The following is a 23,931-nucleotide window of genomic DNA, read 5'->3' as shown; positions in this document are numbered from 1 at the left end:
CCACCCCCAAGACTTTTTGTCTTAGGGACGAGATTTATCATCGCGGTGCCACCCTAGTTTGTTAATATGTCGCCATATTAACCTTATTAGGTACTGCATTGTAAATCATGCTTATACCATAGCTCTATAACGGGAGCTCCCGTCACACCACCCCCTAATAAAAGGTTCCGATGTGCCGCTCAGAGGCTTGGTTCAATAAAGAATTTTTACTCCTTTTCAGCTAAATGGAGCTCTCTGTGAAAAATTCATTTTATTTACTCTTCTCTTCACTGCATTTGATTTTTTCCATATTATCACAGAAATATTTAACTGTAAATAAAAAATAATCAGATATTTAATAACATGTTTCTGTTAATTCTTTTATTTATTATTTTTTCTAAAAATTACGGTGCGTGAAATTACTTAAATCTGTAAAATAAAGAGCCTATTGTATATAGACCCTTCACTTTGTCCGAATTAGTTTGTATTCGCCTCTGCTAGCGGTTGTAAAGGTGGTTCTAAGTTTAGTTCTAATGCATCGCCTTCTTGTATATCTTGTCCCTTTTCAATGCTCTGACTCGTTACATAGCCCGTACCTGTAGTTTTTAAATCTAATTTTAATAATTTAGAGAAATACATAACATCACGCATTGACCAACCTTGTAAATTTGGCATTATTGCGTTCTTCCCTAATAAAAATATACGATCCCCTTCACTCATTACTTCACCAGATTGCGGATATTGTTTTATTATTTTTCCTTCGCCTAAAATTATCGGTTGGAGCTTCTCTTTTTTCACACTATTCTCTACTGTATCCATTGCTTGATTGACATAGTTTTGTACTTTTAATTGGGATCGTTTCGTTGCATCTGCCATTTGTTTTTCTGTATATGGTTTCACTTTTAAATATTCAAGGCTATTTTTCATAACTGGTTTAAATATTTCAGCGAGCGGCTGAGCTCCATACTCATCTCCCTTTAACTTTGGCTGCTTAATAGCTAAGTATACAATTAACTCTGGGTCATCAATCGGAGCCATTCCTAAAAATGAAAAAATATAGTTTTCTTTTCCTTCCATATATCGTCCATTTTCAGGATTCGGAATTTGCGCTGTTCCCGTCTTACCTCCTATTGGATAACCATCCACTTTATACATTGTACCAGTACCTTTTGAAGACGTAATAACACGCTCCATTAAGTCTCTTACCTTGTCCGCTGTCTCTTTTTTTATTGGATTCCCAATTTCTTTCGGTTGATTTTCCATAATAACTTGTTTATTTATTGGATTTACAACTTTGTCAACGATATATGGTTGCATCATTTTCCCGTCATTTGCTATAGCAGTAGCTGCTTGGATTAATTGAATGGGAGTTACTGTAGAACCTTGTCCGAAAGAAGTTGTGACTTGTTGAATTTGTGTATTTAATAATAATGTGTTTTTACTTTCGCCAGGTAAATCTATTCCGGTTTTTTGGTTGAATCCAAATTTATTCATATATTGCTTAAATTTATCCGGTTTCAATAACTGATCTTCTAAAATAGAAAAAGCTACGTTGGATGATCTTTCAAAGCCTTCATCAAATGTAATAGATCCCCATCCAAACCCACCGTTATGATCTTTTATATCAGATGAACCAACTGAATATTTTCCAGATTGGAAATATTCTTTCCCGTTATATACCCCTTCATTTATTGCAGCAGCTAACGTAAATACTTTCATAGTTGAACCTGGTTCAAATGCATATGCGATTGGGTCATTTAAAAAGTATTCGATATCTCCTTTATTAGGATTAAAACTAGGTTTACTAGACATTGCTAAAACTTTCCCTGTCTTTGGATCCGCTATGATTCCTACTAGCATAGAAGGATCATAGTGCTCTTGCGCCTTATTCATCGCTTCTTCTAAAAAACTATTAATTTGTTTATCTAGCGTAAGGTATACGTTATTCCCATTTTTAGCGGGTTCTATTTTCCCTATATCATTTGTAAGTGGGACCCCTCTTGGTGCTCCCACGTATTCTATATTTCCGTTTGTCGAGCGCAAATATTTATCCAGACTCTTTTCCAGTCCAAATTTCCCTTCTGTATTCCCTTTATCGTCAGGTCTCGCAAAACCAAGAATATAAGATGCAAAATCTTCATTTGGATATACTCTTGCTTTTTCTGACATAAAAGATACACCCGGGATTTTCAATTGCTTTATTTGTTCCTTTACTTCTCTAGATAAATTCCGGCCAACTTTTCCAATCTCAACTTGCGTGCGTCCCTCATGAAAATTTTTTAATACGTCCTCTTTATCAATTTCAAGTGCATCAGCTAATCGCTCTGCGGTTTCCTCTTTATTTTTCACTTTATTTGTTCCTTTCAAATTCACAACAACACGATACGTTGTGGAATCTTGGACTAGCACCTTTCCAGTTTGATCATATATTGTGCCACGATTTGCTTCCAAAACACCATTTTTATTATGTTGTTCAGTTGCAAGATCCTTGACGTTCACATTATGCACGACCCCTACTGCTTGAATATAGAAAAAACGCAAAAGCATAATAAGAAACAAAACAATAAAAGCAATCATAAAATACCGCGCGCCTTTATTCGTTTGAAGTTTATGCATATTGATCTCCTTTCTTTCACAATTAATTGCGGCAAAGGTGTGCTACAAATTATGTAGTTTTTGATTTCAATACTATATGTTTCGAACTTTTCTTTTTAATTCCTTTAAAACGTTCTGAAAGTAGCTGTTGTTTCTGCTTTTATTTTTCTATTTACAGTACGGTGCGTGAAATTTACGAATATTCCGTTATAAGATGGTTAACTTATACAAATTTAATAGGAACTTATGATGCTAATTCCGTTGTTCTTTCTCCACTCTTTTATTACGCATACCCTTATCTTGTGCATAATAAAAAAGTTCGCCTCTGGATTTCCAAAGGCGAACTCTTAAACAAACTTACAAATAGTTATTTATAAAAATTAAGCTATATGATTATATTTCGCTAGAAAAGGAATTCGTTTCGCTACCAATGCGTACATTTTGAATACAAATCTCGCTATCGGTTCAAGCATACGTGTACTTTGTATTACTAAACTACTCGTAATAAATGTTAAGAACGCAGCACCTAGTATATCTAGAGGATAATGAACTCCTACGTACATACGTGATACACCAACTAATACTGCCCAAATAAGAGCGACATATTTAAGTTTTTCTCCTCTAAGTAAAAATACAAATGCGATGGAAAATACAAGTACAGAATGATCACTAACAAATGATGAGTCTGCTGCATGTGGTACTAATTGATGTACATCATGTGATACAAACGGACGTGGATGGTAATATACTGCATGTATCACCACATTTACTAGTAATGCGATAATGACTGAAAGTGTCGTATATAACACTGTGTATTGTTTTTTAATGGCATTGACTTTCTTTCCATTATTAAACCATAAGACAAACATAAACAAAATCGCTACATATACAGCACTATTTGTAATAGCAATCATTAGCGTATCTAATAGTTTGGACGATCCTGCAAAATTATTAAACCATTGAAATACTGTGTAATTCATAATACTCTCTCCTTACATAAAAGCGTTCGTGATTTACACAGTATACAACATCTATATGAAAATGGACTTAAACTTTTCTCATCTAATTCTCATTTTACTAGTAGTTATTTGACAATATTAAGACTATTTATAATGGCTAATTTTGTATAAAGCTGAAAAACCTTTAAAACAATACGAATCATATGCTTTTTATATATAGAATACATAACATAGTCATTTGAATATACTAGTTGCAAAATCATATTTGTATTACATCCGAAGTGCAATGTTACCAAATTGTTCTCCCTGTTCCATACGTTTTAATGCTTGAATCGCTTCTTCTAACGAATAAACTTTATCCATAATTGGTTTAATTTTATATTTCTCTATAAACTTAACCATTTCATTAAATTCCTCACGGCTACCCATAGATGTTCCCATTATATCGATTTGATTATAAAATAATGCTCGTAATGATAATTCAACTTTATCTCCTGAGCTTGCACCAAAATTAACAATTCTTCCATTAGGTTTTAATACATCAAAGTATTTTAAGAATGTTGCTGGACCTATACTATCGATTATTAAATCTACCTTCTCTCCGCATAAACTCTCTTCCCAATTTCCAGAACTATTAAAAGAAAAGTCTGCGCCATATGTTTCGGCAAACTTTCTTTTGTTCTCTACCCTTGAAGTAACACTTACTTTTGCGCCAATTGCTTTTGCAAATAACATGGCAAATGTCGCTACACCGCCGCCTATTCCAGGAATTAAAACATGTTCTCCACTCTTTAATCTACCCTTTGTAAAAAGCGCTCTATATGCAGTTAGTGCCGATAAAGATAAGACGCCAGACTCTTCCCAAGTAAGATATGACGGTTTTTCCACTACATTTTCAGCGGGCACAATCACATATTCAGCAAACGTTCCATCTTTCGGTCCACCTAACACCTCTGGTAACTCGGGTATTTCAGCAATATGATCCCATCCAATACTAGGATTAATAATGATCTCGGTTTGTAATAAATCACCTGAAACACCTTCTCCAATTTCCGTAACAATACCTGCACCATCTGATCCTAGAACTAATGGTAATTGCATTTCTTTTCTGTTATTCATTATAAATAAATCTCGGTGATTTAAACCGGCTGATTTTAATTTCACTTTCACTTCTCCAGCATTAGGTGTTATCTCTGGTAATACTTTATATTCTACCCCTTCAAATCCAGATTTATATTGTTGTACGATAGCTTTCATTATTATTCCCCCTTCATGATTCTAATGTACTAGAAAGTTCGAAATAAACAAAATAATTTGACCGTAAAAAAGAAGGAATGCACAAAAACATCCCTTCTTTCTAAATTATTAAAGTGAAACGGTAGGCAGTGTAATCGTAACGATTGTTCCTTCGCCTTCTTTACTCTCTATTTGAATTGTTCCGTTGTATTTCTCTATAAGTCGTTTTGCAATAGACAAACCTAGACCGTTTCCACCCTGTTTTCGACTTCTTGCTTTGTCCACTCGATAAAAGCGGTTAAGAACAAAAGGTAAATCAGCTTCGGGTATTCCCGCTCCACGATCTATGATACGAATTTTAACTTTCCTTGATTGCACACTAGATTCAATACAAATATATTTATTAACTTCTTTTGTATACTTCACAGCGTTATCCATTACGATAATAATAATTTGTTCTAAGTAAGATGAGGGTATTGAGACATATGCCGTATCTCCATCCAGTTTCATTTCAAATTGAAATCCAGTTTGAAGTACGCCAAAGTTTTGTGTAACGTGTTTTAATATACTATTTACATGGACTGGCTCAGCTGCGATTGGATGCATCTGTTCTGATTCGGCTCTTGATAGTTCTAACAATTCTAAAACTAACTTATTTAAACGATCGACTTCCTTTAAACTGGATTGAAGCGATTTATCTAAAACTGCCGGGTCATTTTTCCCCCACCGATTTAACATAGATAAGTGTCCTTGAATAATTGTTAGTGGTGTTCTCAGTTCATGGGATGCGTCTTCAACAAACTGTTTCTGTTGTGTAAAAGAAGTTTCTACCTCATCCATCATTTCGTTAAAAAGAAACGATAATTTTGCAAGTTCATCATTATTTTCACGTACTGGAACTCGTTCATTCAATCCATTTTTCTTAATGCGTTTCATCGTATCCGTTATATTTTGAACGCTTGATAATAGTTTTTTCGTGATTAGTAGCCCACCTAAAAAACTAAAGATTAGTCCACATATTCCAGCAATAACCATTACCACTACAATAATTTTTAATAAATGATCGAAAGCCTCTAAGTTTTTCGTAAGCTCAATAGTACCAGTGAACTCTTTTGTTTGGATTGGTATACGCTTAACTAATATGCGATCTTCTACATGTCTTTTTATAAATAATTCCTCTTGTGTAACTTGTTTTGGCTTTATCCATGTTTCATTAAAATCTCGCGAAACAGTAACAATTGTTTTCCCATCCATACCAATAATACGAATCATTTGATGTTTATCAATCATATTGTTTAAGAAATCTTTACTGTTTTCAAACGTTTTTCTCGAAAGGGTATCATTTTTATCTTGGAAATAGGCCGCTATTTCTGTCACTTGTCTATTTATTTGTTTTTGTTCATAGTCTATAGTCCACTTGTTAATTACAATAAACTGCAGAGTGCTATATAAAATGAATAAAATAAATACTAGAGTAGTGGACCAAAGTGTTAATTTCCACTTTATAGGTAGATTTCGAATTCGATGCACAATATTTTTAATCATTTCATTATATATCCAGCACCGCGGACCGTTTGGATATATTCCTCCTTATCTACACTATGTAACTTGTTACGTAAATAACGAACGTATACATCAACGATATTTGTCTCAACCATCGCGTCATATCCCCATACTTGATCCAATAAAACATCACGGGTAAGTACTCTATTAATATTTTTCATAAACATCAGTAATAGTTCAAATTCTTTATTTGTAAGTTCGATTTCTTCATTACCTTTTGTAATAGTTCGCGATTCAATCTGGAGCTGTAAATCTTTAAACGTAAGAGATGATACATGTTTGTTTTCTATATGTTTTTCTCGTCTAAATATAACTCTCATTCGCGCTAATAGCTCTTCAATTGCAAATGGTTTCGGAAGATAATCATCGGCACCGCTATCTAACCCTGTCACGCGGTCCATAATACTATCGCGTGCAGTCAGCATAATAATAGGTGTATTTTTAGTTGCCCTTAATCTACGACACACTTCTAGTCCATTTAACCCTGGTAGCATTAAGTCAAGTAAAATAAGATCATAATTTATTTCAAGTGCGGCCTCTAATCCCTTCCTTCCATCAAACTGTATGTCTACCTTATATCCTTCATACTTTAATTCTAATTCTAAAAAATCAGCTAAACTTTCCTCATCCTCAATAATTAATATATGTTGCAACCCTAATTCCTCCTATATAGTTAAATGAATGAGTAATCCTATCCCAAATATAATTGCAATGATTTGATGTGCTTTTCTATACAATATCAAGTTTGTTTTTTTATTATGTTTCTGTAAGAAAAATCCGACGACTCCTAGTATGATTAAAATGAAAAGAGAGAATATACCACTATAAAATATAAGTATATGCCGACTTCCTTTTAATAAAAAATAAACGCCATGAGTAAATGATACAGCTAATACAGTATATCCAATTAATACGTGAAATTTTTTTATAAAAAGATATATATCCTTTATCAATTTAAACCCAATTATATTTTTCTTTTTTAAAAATAACCATACATGACGTAAAATCCATAACGATGCAGCTAAAATTGCCCCGTATTCACCGAAAGAACCTAATTTCTTATTTAACCATTTCACATTTAATGCGTTGCCGTATATTACATTAATAACTAACAATGCTATACTACAAAAAATTATAGTAATGCCTGTAATTTTAACATACAAATGAAAATATTTATTTCTTAGTAGCTTCTCCAATTTATTCAAGCTCCTTCCTTATAAACCTTCTGTAACAAGCAGAATATCAAATTAAAAAGAAAGGAACATGAGAGAAAGATTAAAATAAAATGAGAATTTGAAGATCACTTGAATTTTCTAGTGATCTTTTTTAGCTAATTTTATTATATTTTGAATAAACGGTGCTTTTGCACTTGTATATGAAACACGATCAAAAGGATATGTAGTTGCAAGTTTCTCTTTTAATTCTCTATATTCTTTACGTGCCCATTCATGTTTTATTAGAAAGTCTCGAAATAAAAGATTGTTTTTCCACTCCTCACTATTATAAATATAAACATGTAAATGATGAGTACCAGCTCTCCATTTTCCCTTTCTAAAAAAACGTCGATTAGGTGTTTCTTTTGGAACATACTCATACCCAATTTTTGATAGCGCTTCAATCCACTTTTCAGTAATTTGTAAATCCGTTACGCCAATCATCATATCAATTAGAGGTTTCGCTCCTAATCCTTGTACAGATGTGCTCCCTATGTGCTCAATAGCAATACATTCTCCTTCAAATAATGAAATAAATTTCTCTTTTTCTATTACATACTCTTCATACCAATCTTTTTGATATGGTTTAATAACGATTTGTTGTTCCATATTGTTCACCCTCTTATAAGTGTTTATTATTATATTTATAAAATTTCATGTGATTAACATAGGATTTTTACAAAATATGTCGAATACTGAAATATACAACTTAATTATAATAAATGTGAGGTATATTATGAAAGATATTCCAGTTGAAATTCAATTAAATCAAGTAACATTTAAATTAAAAGAACATCATAATTTTGATTGGCTATTGAAATTAGGAACCGTATTTGCGGTTTTTGACCAGCAAGATTCAGGAAATCTATCTTTTGGTGTAGAAAAAGATGGTCATAAGAAATTTATTAAATATGCAGGGGCACATACAATTGCATATAACGGAAAGACCAGCGATGCAATTGATAGATTAAAAAATTCAGTTTCCTTATATGAAGAATTAAAGCATGAGTCACTAATACAATTAATTGAACATTTTCCCGTTCAATCTGGATATGTCTTAATTTTTGATTGGTTTGATGGCGAATGTCTTCATTCACATTGGAGTTTCCCGCCTCCTGAGAAATATAAAAATCCAAACTCTCCTTATTATAAATATAAGCATTTATCTGTTTTGGAGCGAATTCAGTCCTTAAATTCTATGTTTTCTTTCCATACATATGTCGAAAAGGAAAACTATGTAGCAATAGATTTTTATGACGGTAGTATTTTATATAATTTCCATACAAATGAGACGAAGATTTGTGATATTGATTTATATTCTAAAAAACCATACGTGAATAAAATGGGTAGATTATGGGGTTCCTCGCGTTTTATGTCTCCTGAAGAATTTGAGCTAAACGCTATGATTGATGCAAGAACAAATGTATTTAATATGGGGGCGATGGCTTTCGAAATTTTAGGAGGTGGAAAAGATCGTTCCTTTACAAAATGGGAAGCAAGTAGGGACTTATATGAAATAGTGCATCGTGCTGTAAATGAAAGCCGAGCTGAACGATATGAATCAGTTAAAGTATTTTATGAAGAGTGGATAAACGTGGCAAATGCTGAAAAGATATAACCTATATTATTAAAAACATAAAGTTTCTACTATAATCATGTATAATACATATAAAATGGAAATTCAAAATAACGAGGAAAATATTATGAACTTTGTTTATATTAATCAAAACGTATTAAATAATCTTCTTTACATTTTAAGTAGTATATTTATTTTTTATTTTATATATGATAGCGGACGCTATTTAAAGAAATATAAAAAATTACTTATTATCCTTTGTACGAGTATCCCTCTTATTTTATGTATGCGCTATCCAATCTATATGGATGAAAATTGTATTCATGATTTAAGACAAATACCAGTTATAATAGGCACACTTTATGGTGGCTTCCCTGTTGGTATCATTTTGTTTGCTATTTTATTAATTACAAGATTTTCATTTTATGGATTTAGTATGTTAACAATACTAGTTTATGGAACAATGTTTATCGTTACAGCATTCGCATCCGCAAAATTTAATAAGTATAATAGAAAAATTAAAGTAGCTTATGGAATGTTTTTAACATTTTTTCTAGCAATATTTACAACTGTAATTGTATTAACTTTATCAGATTTTGAAGTAAATAATTTGTACATTATTTATTTCATAATATTACCAACCATTTTGATGTTGTTTGGCATTTATTTTAATGAAGTTTTAAAAGATGCAGTATGTATGCGATCGAAGATGATTAAAATGGAGAAAATGGAGATTGTTAGCCAACTTGCTGCTAGTATATCGCACGAAGTAAGAAACCCCTTAACTGTCGTAAAAGGATTTACTCAACTTTTAAAAACACCTAATTTAACTCCAGAATCAAGAGATGAGTATATTGAACATATACTTGAAGAGTTACATCGTGCACAAGGAATTATTGATGATTATTTAACGTTTGCCAAACCTGCTTCAGAAAAATTAGATCATATTTCAGTAGAACAAGAGTTGAACCGAGTTATTAATATGATCTTACCATTATGCAATATGAATACAATACATATTACAAAAGATTTTTCTACGGCAACAATTGTAGGCAATAAACAGCACTTTCAACAATGTTTTTTAAACTTAATAAAAAATGGGATTGAAGCAATGCCTAATGGTGGTACTTTACATATCTCCTCATCTATTAGTAATAATAAAGTTATTATTCGAATTGAGGATAGCGGAATTGGTATGTCACAAGAGCAAGTAAATCGATTTGGTGAACCATATTTTAGTACAAAAACAAAAGGTACAGGTTTAGGTACAATGGTTGCTGTTAAGATCATTGAAACGATGCAAGGTAGTTTGAAAATCCGAAGCGTTATTAATAAAGGTACAACTTTGACAATTACATTGCCGAGATGTAATATGAATTCATCTGAAAACAAATAAAAAAGGAGCATAATTGCTCCTTTTTTATTTGTTTCGATACATAAGTATCTTCTATGTTTTTTAAGTTTACATTTGTGGAGACTAATTAGAAATTAGTACCCTCCGCCCCAGCAGCTGCATCCAACGATAATTAATAAAATAAATAACACAACTAATAACGCGAAACCTCCACCAAAACCACAAGAACCACCGTAACTCATATTTTCTCCTCCTTTTGGTTTGAAAACTAATAGGTAGTTGATCATTTTAACTGGTTCGTATTATACATTATGTAAATATCCCTTTTTTGAGCATGTCCACATAAAAATAAGTAAAAGCACTCATTTGAGAGTGCTTTAAAATGGATACCAAAAGTTTTGAAATACATGTAACTTTAAATACACTGCAACAATTAAAATAAAAACACCTACAAATAAAGCAATGAAATCCCCGCTTTTCGCTTTATTTGTATAAAACCAAGTTCGTGTATTCTTCTTTCCAAATCCTCTTAAATCCATTGCATTTGAAACTGTATCGATTCTATCTAGTGAATGAATAATTAAAGGCCAAAAAATTAAGACACGGTTTTTCATACGAATCCATAAACTTGCTTCTCCTTTTTCAAAAGCTACTCCTCTCGCCTCTTGTGCATGTTTAATAACTTTATATTCGGACTGAATATCAGGTATATAACGTAATGCAATATTTATTGCATATGTAATCTTATAATGAATTCGAAATTTACTTAAGCTACTCACAAATTTGCTTGGATCAGTCGTATATATATAAATAAGTGTAAATGGTAATAACGTAAAATATTTTAATGAAAGTGTAGCTGCATAAAATAATGTTTCATATGTGATTGTTGCATATCCGATATGTAAAAACGAAGTATATGATTCGGTTAATTCGGATCCATGAGTTGGTGTAATAAATAAAATCATGACAGAATTTAATAAACTAAATGTAAATATAACAGTAAAAACAATGCAAATTTTACGAAATGGAATTTTAGCAATAAACAGTCCGATACATCCAATCATAAATACAAATAGCAATATACGAAAATCAAAAAACAAAAAAGTAAGTGTCATACAAAAGATAAATAACAACGATTTCACTGCTCCATCCATGCGATGAAAATATGTACTATACACCTTCCTCCCTCCTAATATCCTCAAAATAATATTCCATAAACCTTTCAGGATATGAAATTCCACTAAATTTAACTAGTTTGAATAAAGAACTTTCCCTTAGGTTCGCCCTTTGTAACGTTTCTGTATCTCCTAATACAACGCACGCGGAATTATTCGCAATAATTTCCCCTTCATCTAGAACAATCGCTCTGTCTGCATATTCTAAAGCGAGATTCATATCATGTGTGATAAAAATAAAAGATATTCCCTTTACAGCTAGTTTTCTAATAAACGACATAAACTGTTTATAATGATAATAATCTTGTCCCGCTGTCGGTTCATCTAATATGATAAGTTTCGGATTTGCTATTAGTACAGATGCAATCGTTACTCTCTTCTTTTGTCCATAACTTAATGCCTGAATTGGCCAATTTCGAAATGGATACAAACCACAAAGTTTTAATGTTTCTTCCGCTCTAAGCTTAATTTCTTCCTTTGAAAACTTTTTTAATTTTAATGAAAATGAAACCTCTTCTATAACAGTAGGTTGTGTAATCATATGATTTGGATTTTGCATCACATAACATATAACCTCACCACGTTTACGAATAGACCAAGAATTGATATTTACTTCATCAAATACAATCCTATCATTTTTTGTTTTGTTTATGCCTATAAGACTATGAGCTAATGTTGATTTCCCGGCTCCATTATGGCCCAAAAGTGCTACAATTTCACCTTCATATATGGAGAAATTTACATTGTCCAATACTTTTTGTTTATTAGGATAGGAGAATGATAAATTCTCTACTTTCAATAATTCTTTTTTTGTAGGAGTACCTTTACAAGAAACTTGCTTCTCCATCCACTCATTTATTACGCTACGAACACTTTCCCTTTGAAGATTTTCAAGTGGGTAGTATATTACGTCACTATTACGATCAAACTGTAATTTCTTTAATACTTCTACGTACATAGGCTCTCTTAAGCCGATAGATGGTAATATATTTGACGCTAAAATCTCTTCTGGTGTCCCTATCGCAACAATTTCCCCTTCATTCATTAAAATGATTTTATCTAAATCCAGGTTTAACATTTCTTCTATTCGATGTTCAATAATTACAATTGTTTTATTATATTGTTTATGTATGCCTTTAATAAGTTCTATTGTATGTAAACTACTTGCTGAATCTAAATTTGCTAACGGTTCATCGAACAATAATATATCAGCATTTGTTGTTAACAAACCTGCTAAAGAAACAGTTTGTTTTTGCCCTCCTGATAATTCATGTGGACTTTGTTTATGAAAAGCATGCATCTTTACCTTTTTTAATGAGTTCGAAACAATCTTTTTCATATCATCTTGATTTACACATTCATTTTCTAAATAAAAAGCTACATCCTCTTCTACTGTAAGACCAATAAATTGAGCATCTTGATCTTGCAAAATTGTGCCTACCTGTTTACTCAGTTCAAAAACACTCTCTTTCCTCGGGTCTTCTCCGGCAATTAAAATATTACCAGTACTAATCCCTTCATAAGAAAAGGGGATTAGCCCATTTATACAATGAGCTAACGTTGACTTCCCTGAACCACTTCGTCCAGCGATTAGTACTTTTTCTCCAGGGTATATATGAAATGTAATGTCTTTTACAGTAGGCTGCGCAGCATGTTCATATTGAAAACTGAATTGTTCAAAAGAAATGATTGGTTGCATGTTAACATCCCTACTTTTCAATTTTTAAATGTGTATGTTTCTTATTAGATTTAGCTAGACCTATTGTAATTGGCAATCCAAGAACTAAAAATACAATAACATCCGCAATTGTCGCTCCTAATACTTGTATAACAATTTTGTCAAATGGTTCTCCCATGACAATAACATCGAATGCCCCAGCAAATATAATAGCAATGACAATACCAATTAACCCAGTAATGGCTAAATAAGAAATATCCCGCTTATTATACGTCCCGTTTTTCACACTAAAGCTAACTCTTTTTTGAATGAGTCCCATTGCAAAGCCGATAATGCCTGAACTAATAACCCACCCCCACCAAATACCCCATCCAGCGATTGTATCTGTTACGGTATGACCGATAAGTCCTATTAACAGTCCTGCCACTGGACCAAATAACGCTCCAAAAACGGTTAAAATAGCTAATGCAGGTTTAATAAATGTATTTGGTGCAATAGAAAATCCCCAAAGCCCTAATATCCCGTATAATGCTGCTCCAATTCCGATTGCTACTACTAACTTTGTTGATAATTTGTTCATTACAATTCCCCTCCCGTATTAGTCAACTTTTATTACTCTATATTTATTTTGAAAATGAATTATGCATCGACACTCCCTTTCTATACAACAAAAAATGACCCCTTACATAAGAGGTCATTTTCTTCACGTTCAAGAATCCTCTTATCTTCCAAAAAACACGTCGTGTCCTCTGCGGAATTAGCACCTTCCTATAAAGTTATATAGGGGTTGCTGAGGTTTCATAGGGCCGTTCCCTCCACCTCTCTGGATAAGTATTAATTTGTAATTTGTATTATGGCATTAATAAGTGTAAATTTCAACACTTTTCTAATTATTTTTTATTTTTCGTTTAACGGTACATTTAAATCATTGTATTCTTATCGGAATTATGAAATAATGAATTCAAAATAGTAACGGGAGGAATGTACGATGAAAGTAATCGGTTTAATTGGTGGACTAAGTTGGGAAGCTACATCGTTATACTATAAACATATTAATACACTTACACTCTCTCAATACGATCAAAATGCGAAGCTTGTTTTATATAGCATGGACTTTGGTGAAGTAACTACTTTATTACAAAATCATCAATACGAAGAAGTGAAAAACGAATTAGTCACAGTTGCAAAAAAGGTTGAAAAGTCCGGGGCTGAATGTTTATTAATGTGTTCCAATACGGTACATTTATTTGCTGAAGAAGTAGAACAGGCAATATCTATTCCACTTCTTCATATTGGTGATGTAAGTGCTAAAGAAATGGTAGAGCAGAATATAAAACGGATCGGACTATTAGGTACGAAACAAACGATGGAACAAGACTTCTATAAATCACGTCTAGCGAACTATAACATTGAGACAATTATTCCAAATAAAGAGGAAAGAAATTTTATTCATCATGTTATTTTAAATGAATTAAGTAAAGGAATTATTTCAGAAACATCAAAAGAAAAGCTATTACAAATTACAAACTCATTAATTCAAAATGGCGCAGAAGGTATATTGCTAGGCTGCACTGAAATACCATTGCTCATTTCCCAAAACGACCTTACTGTACCTGTTTTTGATACCGCTTTTTTACATGCAAATACTGCTGTGCAGTTTGCAGTATAATAATATAAAAGCATAAAGGTAGTGCCTCTATGCTTTTATATTGTCTAAACTATTTATTTAAAAGAGATGTAATCACTGCAATTGCTTCTTTAGTACCACCACATTCTAAAAAACTATCATTCAGTTTTCGTATACCATGTTTATATTTTTCATTTGAAAGAACGTCTGTTACCGCTTCATTTAAAGTTTGCACATTAACATTCTCTTTCAATAACCGATGTGCGGCTTCAAGTTCAGTTAATCTTTGCGCTATCATTGGCTGGTCTTTATCGTGTGGAATTATAACAAATGGGACATTAAAATAAATGGCATCGTGTACGCTATTCATACCACCATGTGTAATGAAAACATCTGCTTCACTTAATATTTCTGATTGGGGTACGTATGAAGCAATTATAAAATTGTCTGGCGCTTTCTTAATTTTTGAACGATCATTTCTATCACCAATTGCCATTACAACTATTCCATCAAAATCTGAGAAAGTATCAATGCAAGTATTAAAGAATGGTTCAAGTCCTTCAAGCAGTGTCCCCATTGAAATATAAATAACTTTCTTATCTTTAAGTAATTCAAATGGAAACTGTACATTTGTTTTACGCTTTAAAATACTCGGTCCAATAAAAATGTTATTTCTTCCAAATAAATCGCTATTAGGTTGAAAATAGCGACTTGTGTACACAAGAGTAATATCTCCCTTGTTATGCATAAATTGAAGATTATTTTTAGGTGTTACTCCAAATTCATGTTCCATTTGATATAGTAACTGTTCAGAAATTTTATCAGGTTGGTATGGTATTTCTGCATTTGGATGAAAAGGTAATGTTTCCAAAAAATTTGGAGGAATTAAAAATATAGGAGAAGAAACTATGCCTGGAATTTGTAAATACTCCTTTACTAACTCTCCAGCGCCAAATATATCATAAATTACGAAATCAAAATGTATGTTTTCACATAATTGTTTCGTAATTTCTAATATATATAAAGAAGTTTGAACATGTACACGAAAGAAAGAATTCAGCCCATCTGGAGTTTCAGAATCAATAGAAATCTCCTTTAATAAATCTGGATGTGTATATACAGTAGCTCCCAAATCTTCAATTCTGCCTTTAAATTGTTCTGTCGTAATATAATGTACGTGATCACCTCGTTCAGTATAGGCTTTGACTAAACTTAATGTAGGATTTACATGTCCCTCTGCTGGAAAATTAATCACTAAAATATTTAGCACTTATTTCTCACTCCTTACATTTCAATTCGCTTATTAAGCATACTGTAATTATTACCGTCAATCTTCACCTAATAGTCCTAATATGCTTGCTACTTTAGGTTGATAAATAATTGTTAGTGATTAAATTAAAAAAGGCATCTACATAAGTAGATGCCAAACCGTGATAAGGAGTGTTCTGTGAGGTTAGAATAAGCTTTTCAGCTTGTCCTATGCTATCAATATATGATTTATTTTATAAAATGTGAATAATTGATAGAATGATTTTACCTTTCTATCACCCATTTTGAACCTATTTCTAAATAAGTCGACTCTAGTTTCTGTACTATTTCATATGTTTTTAACCTTCTTGAGAGCTATCTATTTTTATAGTTTCTCCAGTCAATCTCTTATTTTTCAGTTCAAAATAAGCATCTAAAACTTCTTTTCCAATATCAGAGTTAATACCAGATTTATCATTAATAACCCACGGCACAACTACAGAGAATGCTACTTCAGGATTATCATACGGCGCATATCCTGCTAACGTTAAATTATAACATTCTCTTCGCTCACCTTTTTCATTTCTTCCAATATCACTTTCTCCACCGTATACTGTCTGTGCTGTCCCTGTTTTACCTGCTGGCTTATAAGATGCTTTTTGGAACGCCCTTACTCCTGTTCCATCACCTTCTTGGAATACCTTTCTAAATCCTTCTTTTACTTGATTTATATATTCCTCTTTCATATCTATCTTATTTAAAACAATTGGTTCTACTGCATGCACCACTTTACCAATCTCATCTTTTTGCGACGTTTGCTCTCTTACCTCTTGAACAATTTGTGGCTTCATTCGATATCCACCGTTTGCGATTGTTGAAATATACTGTACAAGTTGAAGTGGCGTATAGGTGTCATACTGGCCAATTGAGTAGTCTAGTAAGAAACCAGGTTGATTATCTTTTTTACCAATTTGTCCAGCTGTTTCATTTGGTAAATCAATACCCGTTGGAACACCTAATCCAAATTGCCTGAAATAATACCTCATTTTATCAAAGTACTCCTGTTTAATATTTAATGAACTATTTTTCACATAATCTACACCTGCAATTTTTAATGCTGTATGAAACATATAAACGTTTGAAGAGACTTGTAACGCTCTTAAATCATCAATATTTCCAAACTCTTTCCAAGACTTTTTTTCCTTTGTTCCTTTAAACTTCATAGGTGCATCATAAAAATAAGTACCTGGTGTTATAGCTTTCGTTTCAAATCCAGTTAAAACTGTCGCACCTTTCACTGTTGATCCAAGCTCATAAGAACTAGTCATTGTGCCTAATGCATAGTCTTCAACTTCTGTTTTTCCGTCTTTTTCTACAAGTCTTTTCCCGGCCATGGATAATACTTGTCCGTTTTTCGGATTTATCATCACAACGAAAGCACGGTCCAACATGGATTCTGACCCTTTATATGTCTTTAATATTTTTTCAATACTTTCTTCTGTAATTCCATATCTATTGTTAAAGTTAAATTCTTACCGCTCTTTCCCTCAGAAACGATTTCCGTTCTAATTGTATTACCTTGTTTATCTGCAACGCTTCTTACTTCTTTTTTTGTACCATGAAGTACATCTTCGTATTGCTGCTCGATATAACTTTTTCCAACCCTATCATTTCGGCTATAATCACGTACCAAGTAGTAATCTAATCGTTCACTTGGTAATCCTTCATCAGAATTAGAAACATTTCCAAGAACAGATCGGAATAATCCATCATTTACATACACTCTCTCCCAATCAACCGATACGTCTACACCTGGGAGATTCGCTAAACTTTCACTAATTATAGTAAATTCCTTTTCACTAACATCTTTTTTAATAATTTGAGGAGCCATTTGATAACCAGAAGTCATCTTACTTTTAATAGCTAACACTTTTATATCTTTCTCTGTTAATTCCTGAAGATTTTTATCTGTAACCCGTTTTCTTTTTAACTCTTCTATTTTTTTATCTAGCTTCTTGCCGCTAATATCTTTTTCTCTAAATGTATCTATTTCTTTTTTCGATACTAGATTTTCAGCCAGTTTCGGATTTAATTGCATCCAAAAATCTTTCTTATCTGTCTCAGTTAACTTAGCTATATCTTCTTGCGGCATTTCAATTATGTCTGCAAGTTGTCTTGCAGTTTTTAATATATCTTCTGATTTTACACCTTTCATCTTTGTGTACGTGATCGTACGCAAAGATGTATTATCAACTACTGGATTCCCTTCTCTATCAAATATTTTTCCACGTGGGACAGATAGGCTCACAGTTGCATTTTCTCTCTTTTCTACTTCATTTTTATAAGTCTCTCCATCGAAAATTTGCACTTTACCTAACTGTATAATCATTGCAGAAAATAATAAAAATACACAAAGAAATAAAATATTTAACCGCGTCGGTATTGCTCTACCACTTTTTTTCTCATGCTTTTTCACCTTGTCATAATCTCCTCCTTATCAAATTCCTACTTATAATTGAATCTATATATTAAAAGTAATGCACATTTTCTATACAGTACTTTGCACAAATATTAATATACTGATAAAAACTTAATAGAAATTAAAACAAAGGTTAAGAAAAGGTAAAGTTTACTAAATTAAATATAAAAATCCCCAATAACCAAAAGTTAAGCTTTTGGTTATTGGGGATTTGGTAATTTAAGAGTTAATAATTGGACGTATTGATTCGAATCTATCATCATAATTTGATAGAGATTTTTCGCTCTGAGCTTTCGGCAAGTAAATCGTTACTGTTGTCCCGACTCCAACTTCACTCATAATACTTATATTTCCTTGATGACTTTCAATGATTTTATAACTTAACATTAATCCGATACCGGTACCTTTTTCTTTCGTGCTATAAAAAGGCTCACCTAATCTCTTAATTCTATCTTCAGGTATCCCTATTCCTTCATCAATTACATGAATAATGACACCTTCATCGTTTATCTCTTTAATATGAATTGTAATTTTCCCGCCATCTGGCATAGCTTCGATTGAATTTTGCAAAATATTAATAAACACTTGTTTCAATTGATTTTCTGAGCATTCAATGCTTATGTCTTTGTTGTCTGCATATAGTTCCACTTGAATATTCGTCATAATTGCTTTTGTATTCATTAACGATACGACATTATTATAAATTTGATAAATATTTTTTTGTTCTGTATTTATCTCATCTGTTTTAGCAATTGATAAAAACTCTTGAAGTATCGCTTCTATTCTTTCAATTTCAGAAAGCATTAAATCAAAATATTTTTCTTGATCTTCTTTATTAATTTGAAATAACTGTATAAACCCTTTAATGACAGTTAATGGGTTCCTCACTTCATGAGCCACACCAGCTGCTAATTGACCAATCGCTGCAAGTGTATCTGATTTATTTAGCAATTCTTCTGTCTTTTTCCGTTCTGTAATATCGCGTACAATGATCATAATTTTATCATGTAATAATGGTAAGCATCTAGCTTCAAAGAAATCGACACTCCCATTAATTGTAAGTGGATACTCAACAATTACATTCGTCCCTTTTTCCTTCACTTGATGAATTGCTTCCTGAAACTGCTGTGCTACTGGAGATGGTAATACTTCGAAAAACTTTTTTCCCATAAAAGCTTGTGCCGGTACGTAAAATTTCGAAGGGGATCCTGCTTTATAATCTATAATTGTGCCATCAGCTTCTGTTAAGAAACATAAATCTGGTAAAGCCTTAAAAATTAATTCCAATTCAGACGTTTGTTGTTTTAACTGGTCTTCTATCGCTTTTAAATGTGTAATATCTACTCCGACAGCCCAGTAGCTATATCCTGTTACAGGAAACTGTTCTGATATATTGGACCACATGATTGTTTTGATTTCACCATTTTTACATGTTAAGTGCATTTCCCAATCCCTGAAATTTTTTCCACAAGTTAAAAATTTCGTTTGTATTTGGTGACGATAATTATGATCTGGGTACAATAATTGTAGGGCATTTGGATTCCCTATTATTTCTTCAGCTGTATAACCTGTTACAATTTCACACTCCCGATTCCACAAAACAAAATCTCCATTATAATCAAGCGCATCAACCATAACAGGCATGTTTTGTAAAATCGTATGCAGTTCCTCCTCTTTTCGAGAAAGCAACGTTGTATTTTTACTTTGAAATACCTTTGTTGCTCCATCTATAATTAGATTTGAAAGCATTTCAAAGTATTTTTGACAATTGAAAATGTCACTTTTGTTTGACCATACTACAAAAGATCCTAAATGTTGATTGTATAAAAAAATGGGGATTTCAATTTTGGGAAGTTTACATATTTTCATTTCATTTATTCCAAAAGAAAATATACATTCTTTTTCAGCATCAAGAAGTTGATGTGATATGTTGGTTAATTTATAAAACTGTTCTGCCATGGTTTCTATTGTACTCACATCAATAAGTTCCATTAGCCGCGCATTCATTCCTTTTTCACCTCAATATGTAAAATTAATACAAATTCAAATTTTATACTTCTCCATTATACGTAGAATGTGCCTTTAGGTATATAGCTGCAGAATAATTATTCGAATAAATTTTATTTTTCAATTAAAATAGAGAAGAATTTGCGTATAAAATGAATCCTTAATCAGTACGTATTTTGTTCATCACATATTAATTCTGAATGTACGACCAACCTAAAACGGGTACTCATGCAGAAACCGGATTTTAATATCAGAGTCATACACATCGATTTTAGTAGTATAAAGATACAAAAAATATAAAGTTCATAAAATTTTCACAATTAGTATGAAAAATATAAACATTTATTCCAATATATTCTATATAATAAAAAGTAATAAGGCTTCTATGAATCTCATAGAATACCTTACCCCTAATAAAAAGAAAAAAAGAATCCATTTGGATTCTTTTTTTCTTTTTATATTACATTACATAATTATATAAAGCATGTGCAACACCGTGTTCTTCATTTGATAAAGTTTCGTATTTACACATTGCTTTTATTTCTTCGACTGCGTTCCCCATTGCAATTGATATGTTTGCTTTTTCCATCATGGATACATCGTTTAGCCCATCACCTATCGCTACAGTATTTTCAACTGGAATATTTAGATGTTCTGCTAAAGTATATAATCCATTTCCTTTTTGAGCATCTCGATGATTAATTTCTAAATTATGCCAATATGAAGATGTAATTGCTAAATCAGTATTATGCAGAAACGCTGCTTTTAACTTTTGTAATTTTTCTATGTTATAAGAAAATGGTAAAAGCTTCTGCACATGTATATCAGTTTCTACAATCGGTTTACAACTTTCTGCACTATGAAACGCTGTATGCTCAAGGTATAAAGCTGCGATCGTTTCTAATTCTTTCAAGTCGAAATTTTCTTTTGAATTCTTCACATACTCAATTTCATTACGTACACTCTCTACTCCATAATCCGGTACATACACACCTTTATCAGTATAAAGCTGATAATATAAGCCATTCTCTTCAAGATATTCTACAATCTCAAGTGCTTGCATATTTTGAATTGGATATCTCTTCATCATTTTTTTATCTTTATATATAAGCGCACCGTTTTCCGCAATAATTGGACACTCTAAATTAACTTCTAACAACAATCTTTCAATGTCGACGATAGAACGTCCTGTACAAATTGCTACAACATGACCCGCTTCCTGACATTTTCGAATTGCTTCTGCATTCTCTTTACTAATCATTTTATTCCCTGAAAGAAGAGTTCCATCTAAATCAATTGCGATTAATTTCATTATTTCTTCACCACTTTCTATAAATACACGAGTTCATTATAAACAAAAGGTATCGTTTTCATACTGATCTCGTGAAGTACCCCTTATTTATAATTTATGAAAAGCGTTTCAGGTCAAGAAATAATTAATAATAAAATCAAAAACTTTTCTTTTTAAAGAAAAGTTTTTGATTTTATACTATGAACTATAACTAATATATTTCGTCTCACACATGTACACATTCTTTTCTTCAGTTGGGACATATACTTTAAACTTTTCTAAACGTTTACCGTAAATATGAATAGTGATAACGCTTTCATTTTTAGCTATTTCAAGAATATGACAATCAGCTGGTGGAATGACTTTATCTGTTTCTCCTTCTCCCAAATAAAGATTTCCTGTATGTGTTAAATAAACAAGTGAATTTTCAAACTGCTTCGTTTGTATAAAGTTTTGCACCATTATCCTCCCTGTAAAAACGCCTTCTACTCCCCATGTACCATCATGATCATGTAAAGGTGTAGATTGTCCATCTTTCCATACAAGAGCTAATACTTCAAAACGATTAAAAGGATCTTCATATAACAAATGTCGTGCGTATTGAGCCGAATTCGCCTTCTGTTTTTCTAAAGGAAGCCATGTTTTCTTTTCTAAAAGTTCTTCTAGTAATTTTTCAATCGCACAAACAATTTGATCTTCTAATAAATTACTATCCATTAAATCCGTTACAGCTTTAATGAACGTTTGAAACGTTTTACTTCCATTACACGTTAACATAAGCGTCCTCCTCCATTCTTTTTCACACATCTCCATACTAAATAATCAACTAAAAATTTACAATTGAGAAATAAAAAAACAAGGTACAGTAAATTTGTACCTTGCTGATCAATTTACCTATTATTCAAAAGAATAGGTAAGTAATTTAACGTTTGTTCATTTTCCAATAGACATTTTTCTAAATTGAACAATGGAGATAACTCTATTTTTTCAAAAGCATTTATGAAAGTTCTTAATGCAATCTCAGCTTCTAAACGTGCAAGTGGTGCTCCTAAGCAAAAGTGAGCACCTTTACCAAATGTTAAATGCTTTTCATTTCCTATTCGGTGTATATTAAATTTAGAGGCTTGTGAAAACTTTTTCTCATCTAAATTTGCTGCACTTACCCACGCAACAATCATTTGATCCTTTTTCATAAAAGGCCCAAATATATTTGTATCCTCTGTAATCCTCCTAGCTAATGTAACGGGAAATCGATAGCGTAATACTTCCTCAATTGCCTTTGAAATTAATTTAGGTTCTTCTCTTAATTCTTTATATGTTCCAGGTGAATCCACTAAAAAGCAATAAAAGCTATTAATAATTAAATTAGTAGTTATTTCATTGCCAGCCGCTAATAAACCTAAAGAAAAAGTAACTATTTCTTCATCAGTTAATCTTTCGCCTTCATATTCAGCTCGTATTAAATCTGAAATAATATCGTCGGTTAAATGATATCTTTTCTCTTGAACAATTGGAAGCAGGTACGTTTTAAATTCATTTAACGCAATTCCTTTTTCTACATCCAAATCGTTAAATTTTTCTTTACTATATGGCATAAATAAAATATCAGACCATTCTTTAATTTTTTTACGGTCAGTTGTTGGCACTCGTAATAAATCGGATATGACGGTAACAGGTAAAGGTGCAGCAAACTCTTCAACGATATTAACCTCACTATATTTCCCGATATGTTGTACAAGTTTATTTGCGATAGACTGATATGTAAATATAATAAAAAACGAATGATTAATAGAAATATTCTAAGCCACTCGTTTTTTATCGGACTTCTTTTTACTGTACTTTTATTTTCTTTATGAGTTATTAGAAAAATAATTGTCTATATAAGTCTTTATTTTTTCAAAATCCTTTTCCATAAATAAGATTGCTGGTACTTCAATTATTGGAAGATTA

The 23,931-nt window shown here is 31.9% G+C and carries 18 protein-coding genes, 2 pseudogenes, 1 riboswitch and 1 other annotated feature; of the genes and pseudogenes, 3 read left to right on the top strand and 17 right to left on the bottom strand.

The window, feature by feature from the left end:
* Positions 1-20 precede the first annotated feature (20 nt).
* Positions 21-279, bottom strand: a binding site (T-box leader).
* A 177-nt stretch (positions 280-456) separates the two neighbouring features.
* From ACLBWW_RS12635 to ACLBWW_RS12605, 7 genes are all read right to left on the bottom strand, one after another.
* Positions 457-2,595 carry a penicillin-binding protein gene (locus ACLBWW_RS12635; protein WP_098641843.1) on the bottom strand — a complete coding sequence of 713 codons (2,139 nt, stop codon included), beginning with the start codon at positions 2,593-2,595 and terminating at the stop codon, positions 457-459.
* Positions 2,596-2,954: 359 nt separating this feature from the next.
* Entirely contained in the window at positions 2,955-3,554 is a 600-nt protein-coding gene (locus ACLBWW_RS12630; protein ID WP_048547161.1) for an undecaprenyl-diphosphatase, read from the bottom strand.
* A 249-nt stretch (positions 3,555-3,803) separates the two neighbouring features.
* Positions 3,804-4,790: a zinc-binding dehydrogenase gene (locus ACLBWW_RS12625; protein WP_447614056.1), complete on the bottom strand. Its 987-nt coding sequence runs from the start codon at positions 4,788-4,790 to the stop codon at positions 3,804-3,806.
* A 108-nt stretch (positions 4,791-4,898) separates the two neighbouring features.
* Complete coding sequence (locus ACLBWW_RS12620) at positions 4,899-6,314, bottom strand: HAMP domain-containing sensor histidine kinase (protein WP_447614055.1); 1,416 nt, start codon at positions 6,312-6,314, stop codon at positions 4,899-4,901.
* On the bottom strand, positions 6,311-6,985 hold the full coding sequence (locus ACLBWW_RS12615; protein WP_048547157.1) for a response regulator transcription factor: 675 nt from the start codon (positions 6,983-6,985) through the stop codon (positions 6,311-6,313). Before ACLBWW_RS12615 ends, ACLBWW_RS12620 begins: the two co-directional genes overlap by 4 nt.
* A 12-nt stretch (positions 6,986-6,997) precedes the next feature.
* Complete coding sequence (locus tag ACLBWW_RS12610) at positions 6,998-7,528, bottom strand: hypothetical protein (protein WP_048547155.1); 531 nt, start codon at positions 7,526-7,528, stop codon at positions 6,998-7,000.
* Between the two features lie 117 nt (positions 7,529-7,645).
* A complete protein-coding gene (locus ACLBWW_RS12605; protein ID WP_048547154.1) occupies positions 7,646-8,155 on the bottom strand; it encodes a GrpB family protein in 510 nt (169 codons plus the stop codon).
* Positions 8,156-8,282: 127 nt separating this feature from the next.
* On the opposite strand from ACLBWW_RS12605, the gene ACLBWW_RS12600 reads away from it, so the two are divergent.
* Together ACLBWW_RS12600 and ACLBWW_RS12595 are read left to right on the top strand one after the other, a co-directional pair.
* Positions 8,283-9,164 carry a protein kinase domain-containing protein gene (locus tag ACLBWW_RS12600; protein WP_447614054.1) on the top strand — a complete coding sequence of 294 codons (882 nt, stop codon included), beginning with the start codon at positions 8,283-8,285 and terminating at the stop codon, positions 9,162-9,164.
* A gap of 85 nt (positions 9,165-9,249) precedes the next feature.
* A complete protein-coding gene (locus ACLBWW_RS12595; RefSeq protein WP_098221887.1) occupies positions 9,250-10,518 on the top strand; it encodes a sensor histidine kinase in 1,269 nt (422 codons plus the stop codon).
* A gap of 92 nt (positions 10,519-10,610) precedes the next feature.
* Here the strand turns inward: ACLBWW_RS12595 and ACLBWW_RS12590 are convergent, their stop codons facing one another.
* The 4 genes from ACLBWW_RS12590 to ACLBWW_RS12575 form a co-directional block, all read right to left on the bottom strand.
* Positions 10,611-10,718: a YjcZ family sporulation protein gene (locus tag ACLBWW_RS12590; protein WP_000120182.1), complete on the bottom strand. Its 108-nt coding sequence runs from the start codon at positions 10,716-10,718 to the stop codon at positions 10,611-10,613.
* A gap of 135 nt (positions 10,719-10,853) precedes the next feature.
* Positions 10,854-11,654 carry an energy-coupling factor transporter transmembrane component T family protein gene (locus tag ACLBWW_RS12585; RefSeq protein ID WP_098080144.1) on the bottom strand — a complete coding sequence of 267 codons (801 nt, stop codon included), beginning with the start codon at positions 11,652-11,654 and terminating at the stop codon, positions 10,854-10,856.
* The gene (locus ACLBWW_RS12580; RefSeq protein WP_048547146.1) at positions 11,647-13,350 is read right to left on the bottom strand and encodes an ABC transporter ATP-binding protein; all 1,704 of its coding nucleotides are present in this window, start codon (positions 13,348-13,350) and stop codon (positions 11,647-11,649) included. Before ACLBWW_RS12580 ends, ACLBWW_RS12585 begins: the two co-directional genes overlap by 8 nt.
* A gap of 10 nt (positions 13,351-13,360) precedes the next feature.
* Positions 13,361-13,909: an ECF-type riboflavin transporter substrate-binding protein gene (locus ACLBWW_RS12575; protein ID WP_001038206.1), complete on the bottom strand. Its 549-nt coding sequence runs from the start codon at positions 13,907-13,909 to the stop codon at positions 13,361-13,363.
* Positions 13,910-14,047: 138 nt separating this feature from the next.
* Positions 14,048-14,163, bottom strand: a riboswitch (SAM riboswitch).
* 154 nt (positions 14,164-14,317) lie between these two features.
* On the opposite strand from ACLBWW_RS12575, the gene ACLBWW_RS12570 reads away from it, so the two are divergent.
* Positions 14,318-14,998: an aspartate/glutamate racemase family protein gene (locus ACLBWW_RS12570; RefSeq protein WP_048547145.1), complete on the top strand. Its 681-nt coding sequence runs from the start codon at positions 14,318-14,320 to the stop codon at positions 14,996-14,998.
* 49 nt (positions 14,999-15,047) lie between these two features.
* On the opposite strand, the gene ACLBWW_RS12565 is transcribed toward ACLBWW_RS12570, so the two are convergent.
* The 6 genes and pseudogenes from ACLBWW_RS12565 to ACLBWW_RS12540 all read right to left on the bottom strand — a co-directional run.
* The gene (locus ACLBWW_RS12565) at positions 15,048-16,226 is read right to left on the bottom strand and encodes a macrolide family glycosyltransferase (RefSeq protein ID WP_098132784.1); all 1,179 of its coding nucleotides are present in this window, start codon (positions 16,224-16,226) and stop codon (positions 15,048-15,050) included.
* A gap of 337 nt (positions 16,227-16,563) precedes the next feature.
* Positions 16,564-18,680 (bottom strand): annotated as a pseudogene (locus ACLBWW_RS12560) (peptidoglycan D,D-transpeptidase FtsI family protein).
* A gap of 222 nt (positions 18,681-18,902) precedes the next feature.
* Complete coding sequence (locus ACLBWW_RS12555; RefSeq protein ID WP_098067889.1) at positions 18,903-20,690, bottom strand: PAS domain-containing sensor histidine kinase; 1,788 nt, start codon at positions 20,688-20,690, stop codon at positions 18,903-18,905.
* A gap of 460 nt (positions 20,691-21,150) precedes the next feature.
* Positions 21,151-22,002, bottom strand: a complete 852-nt coding sequence (locus ACLBWW_RS12550; RefSeq protein WP_098132785.1) for an HAD family hydrolase — start codon at positions 22,000-22,002, stop codon at positions 21,151-21,153.
* Between the two features lie 177 nt (positions 22,003-22,179).
* A complete protein-coding gene (locus ACLBWW_RS12545; RefSeq protein ID WP_098047614.1) occupies positions 22,180-22,758 on the bottom strand; it encodes a cysteine dioxygenase family protein in 579 nt (192 codons plus the stop codon).
* Between the two features lie 113 nt (positions 22,759-22,871).
* Positions 22,872-23,738 (bottom strand): annotated as a pseudogene (locus tag ACLBWW_RS12540) (cytochrome P450); the annotation flags it as partial.
* Positions 23,739-23,931: the final 193 nt, after the last annotated feature.

Source organism: Bacillus sp. M5A3_1b (genome assembly GCF_053345335.1).
This window is presented reverse-complemented; position numbering and strand designations above follow the sequence as displayed.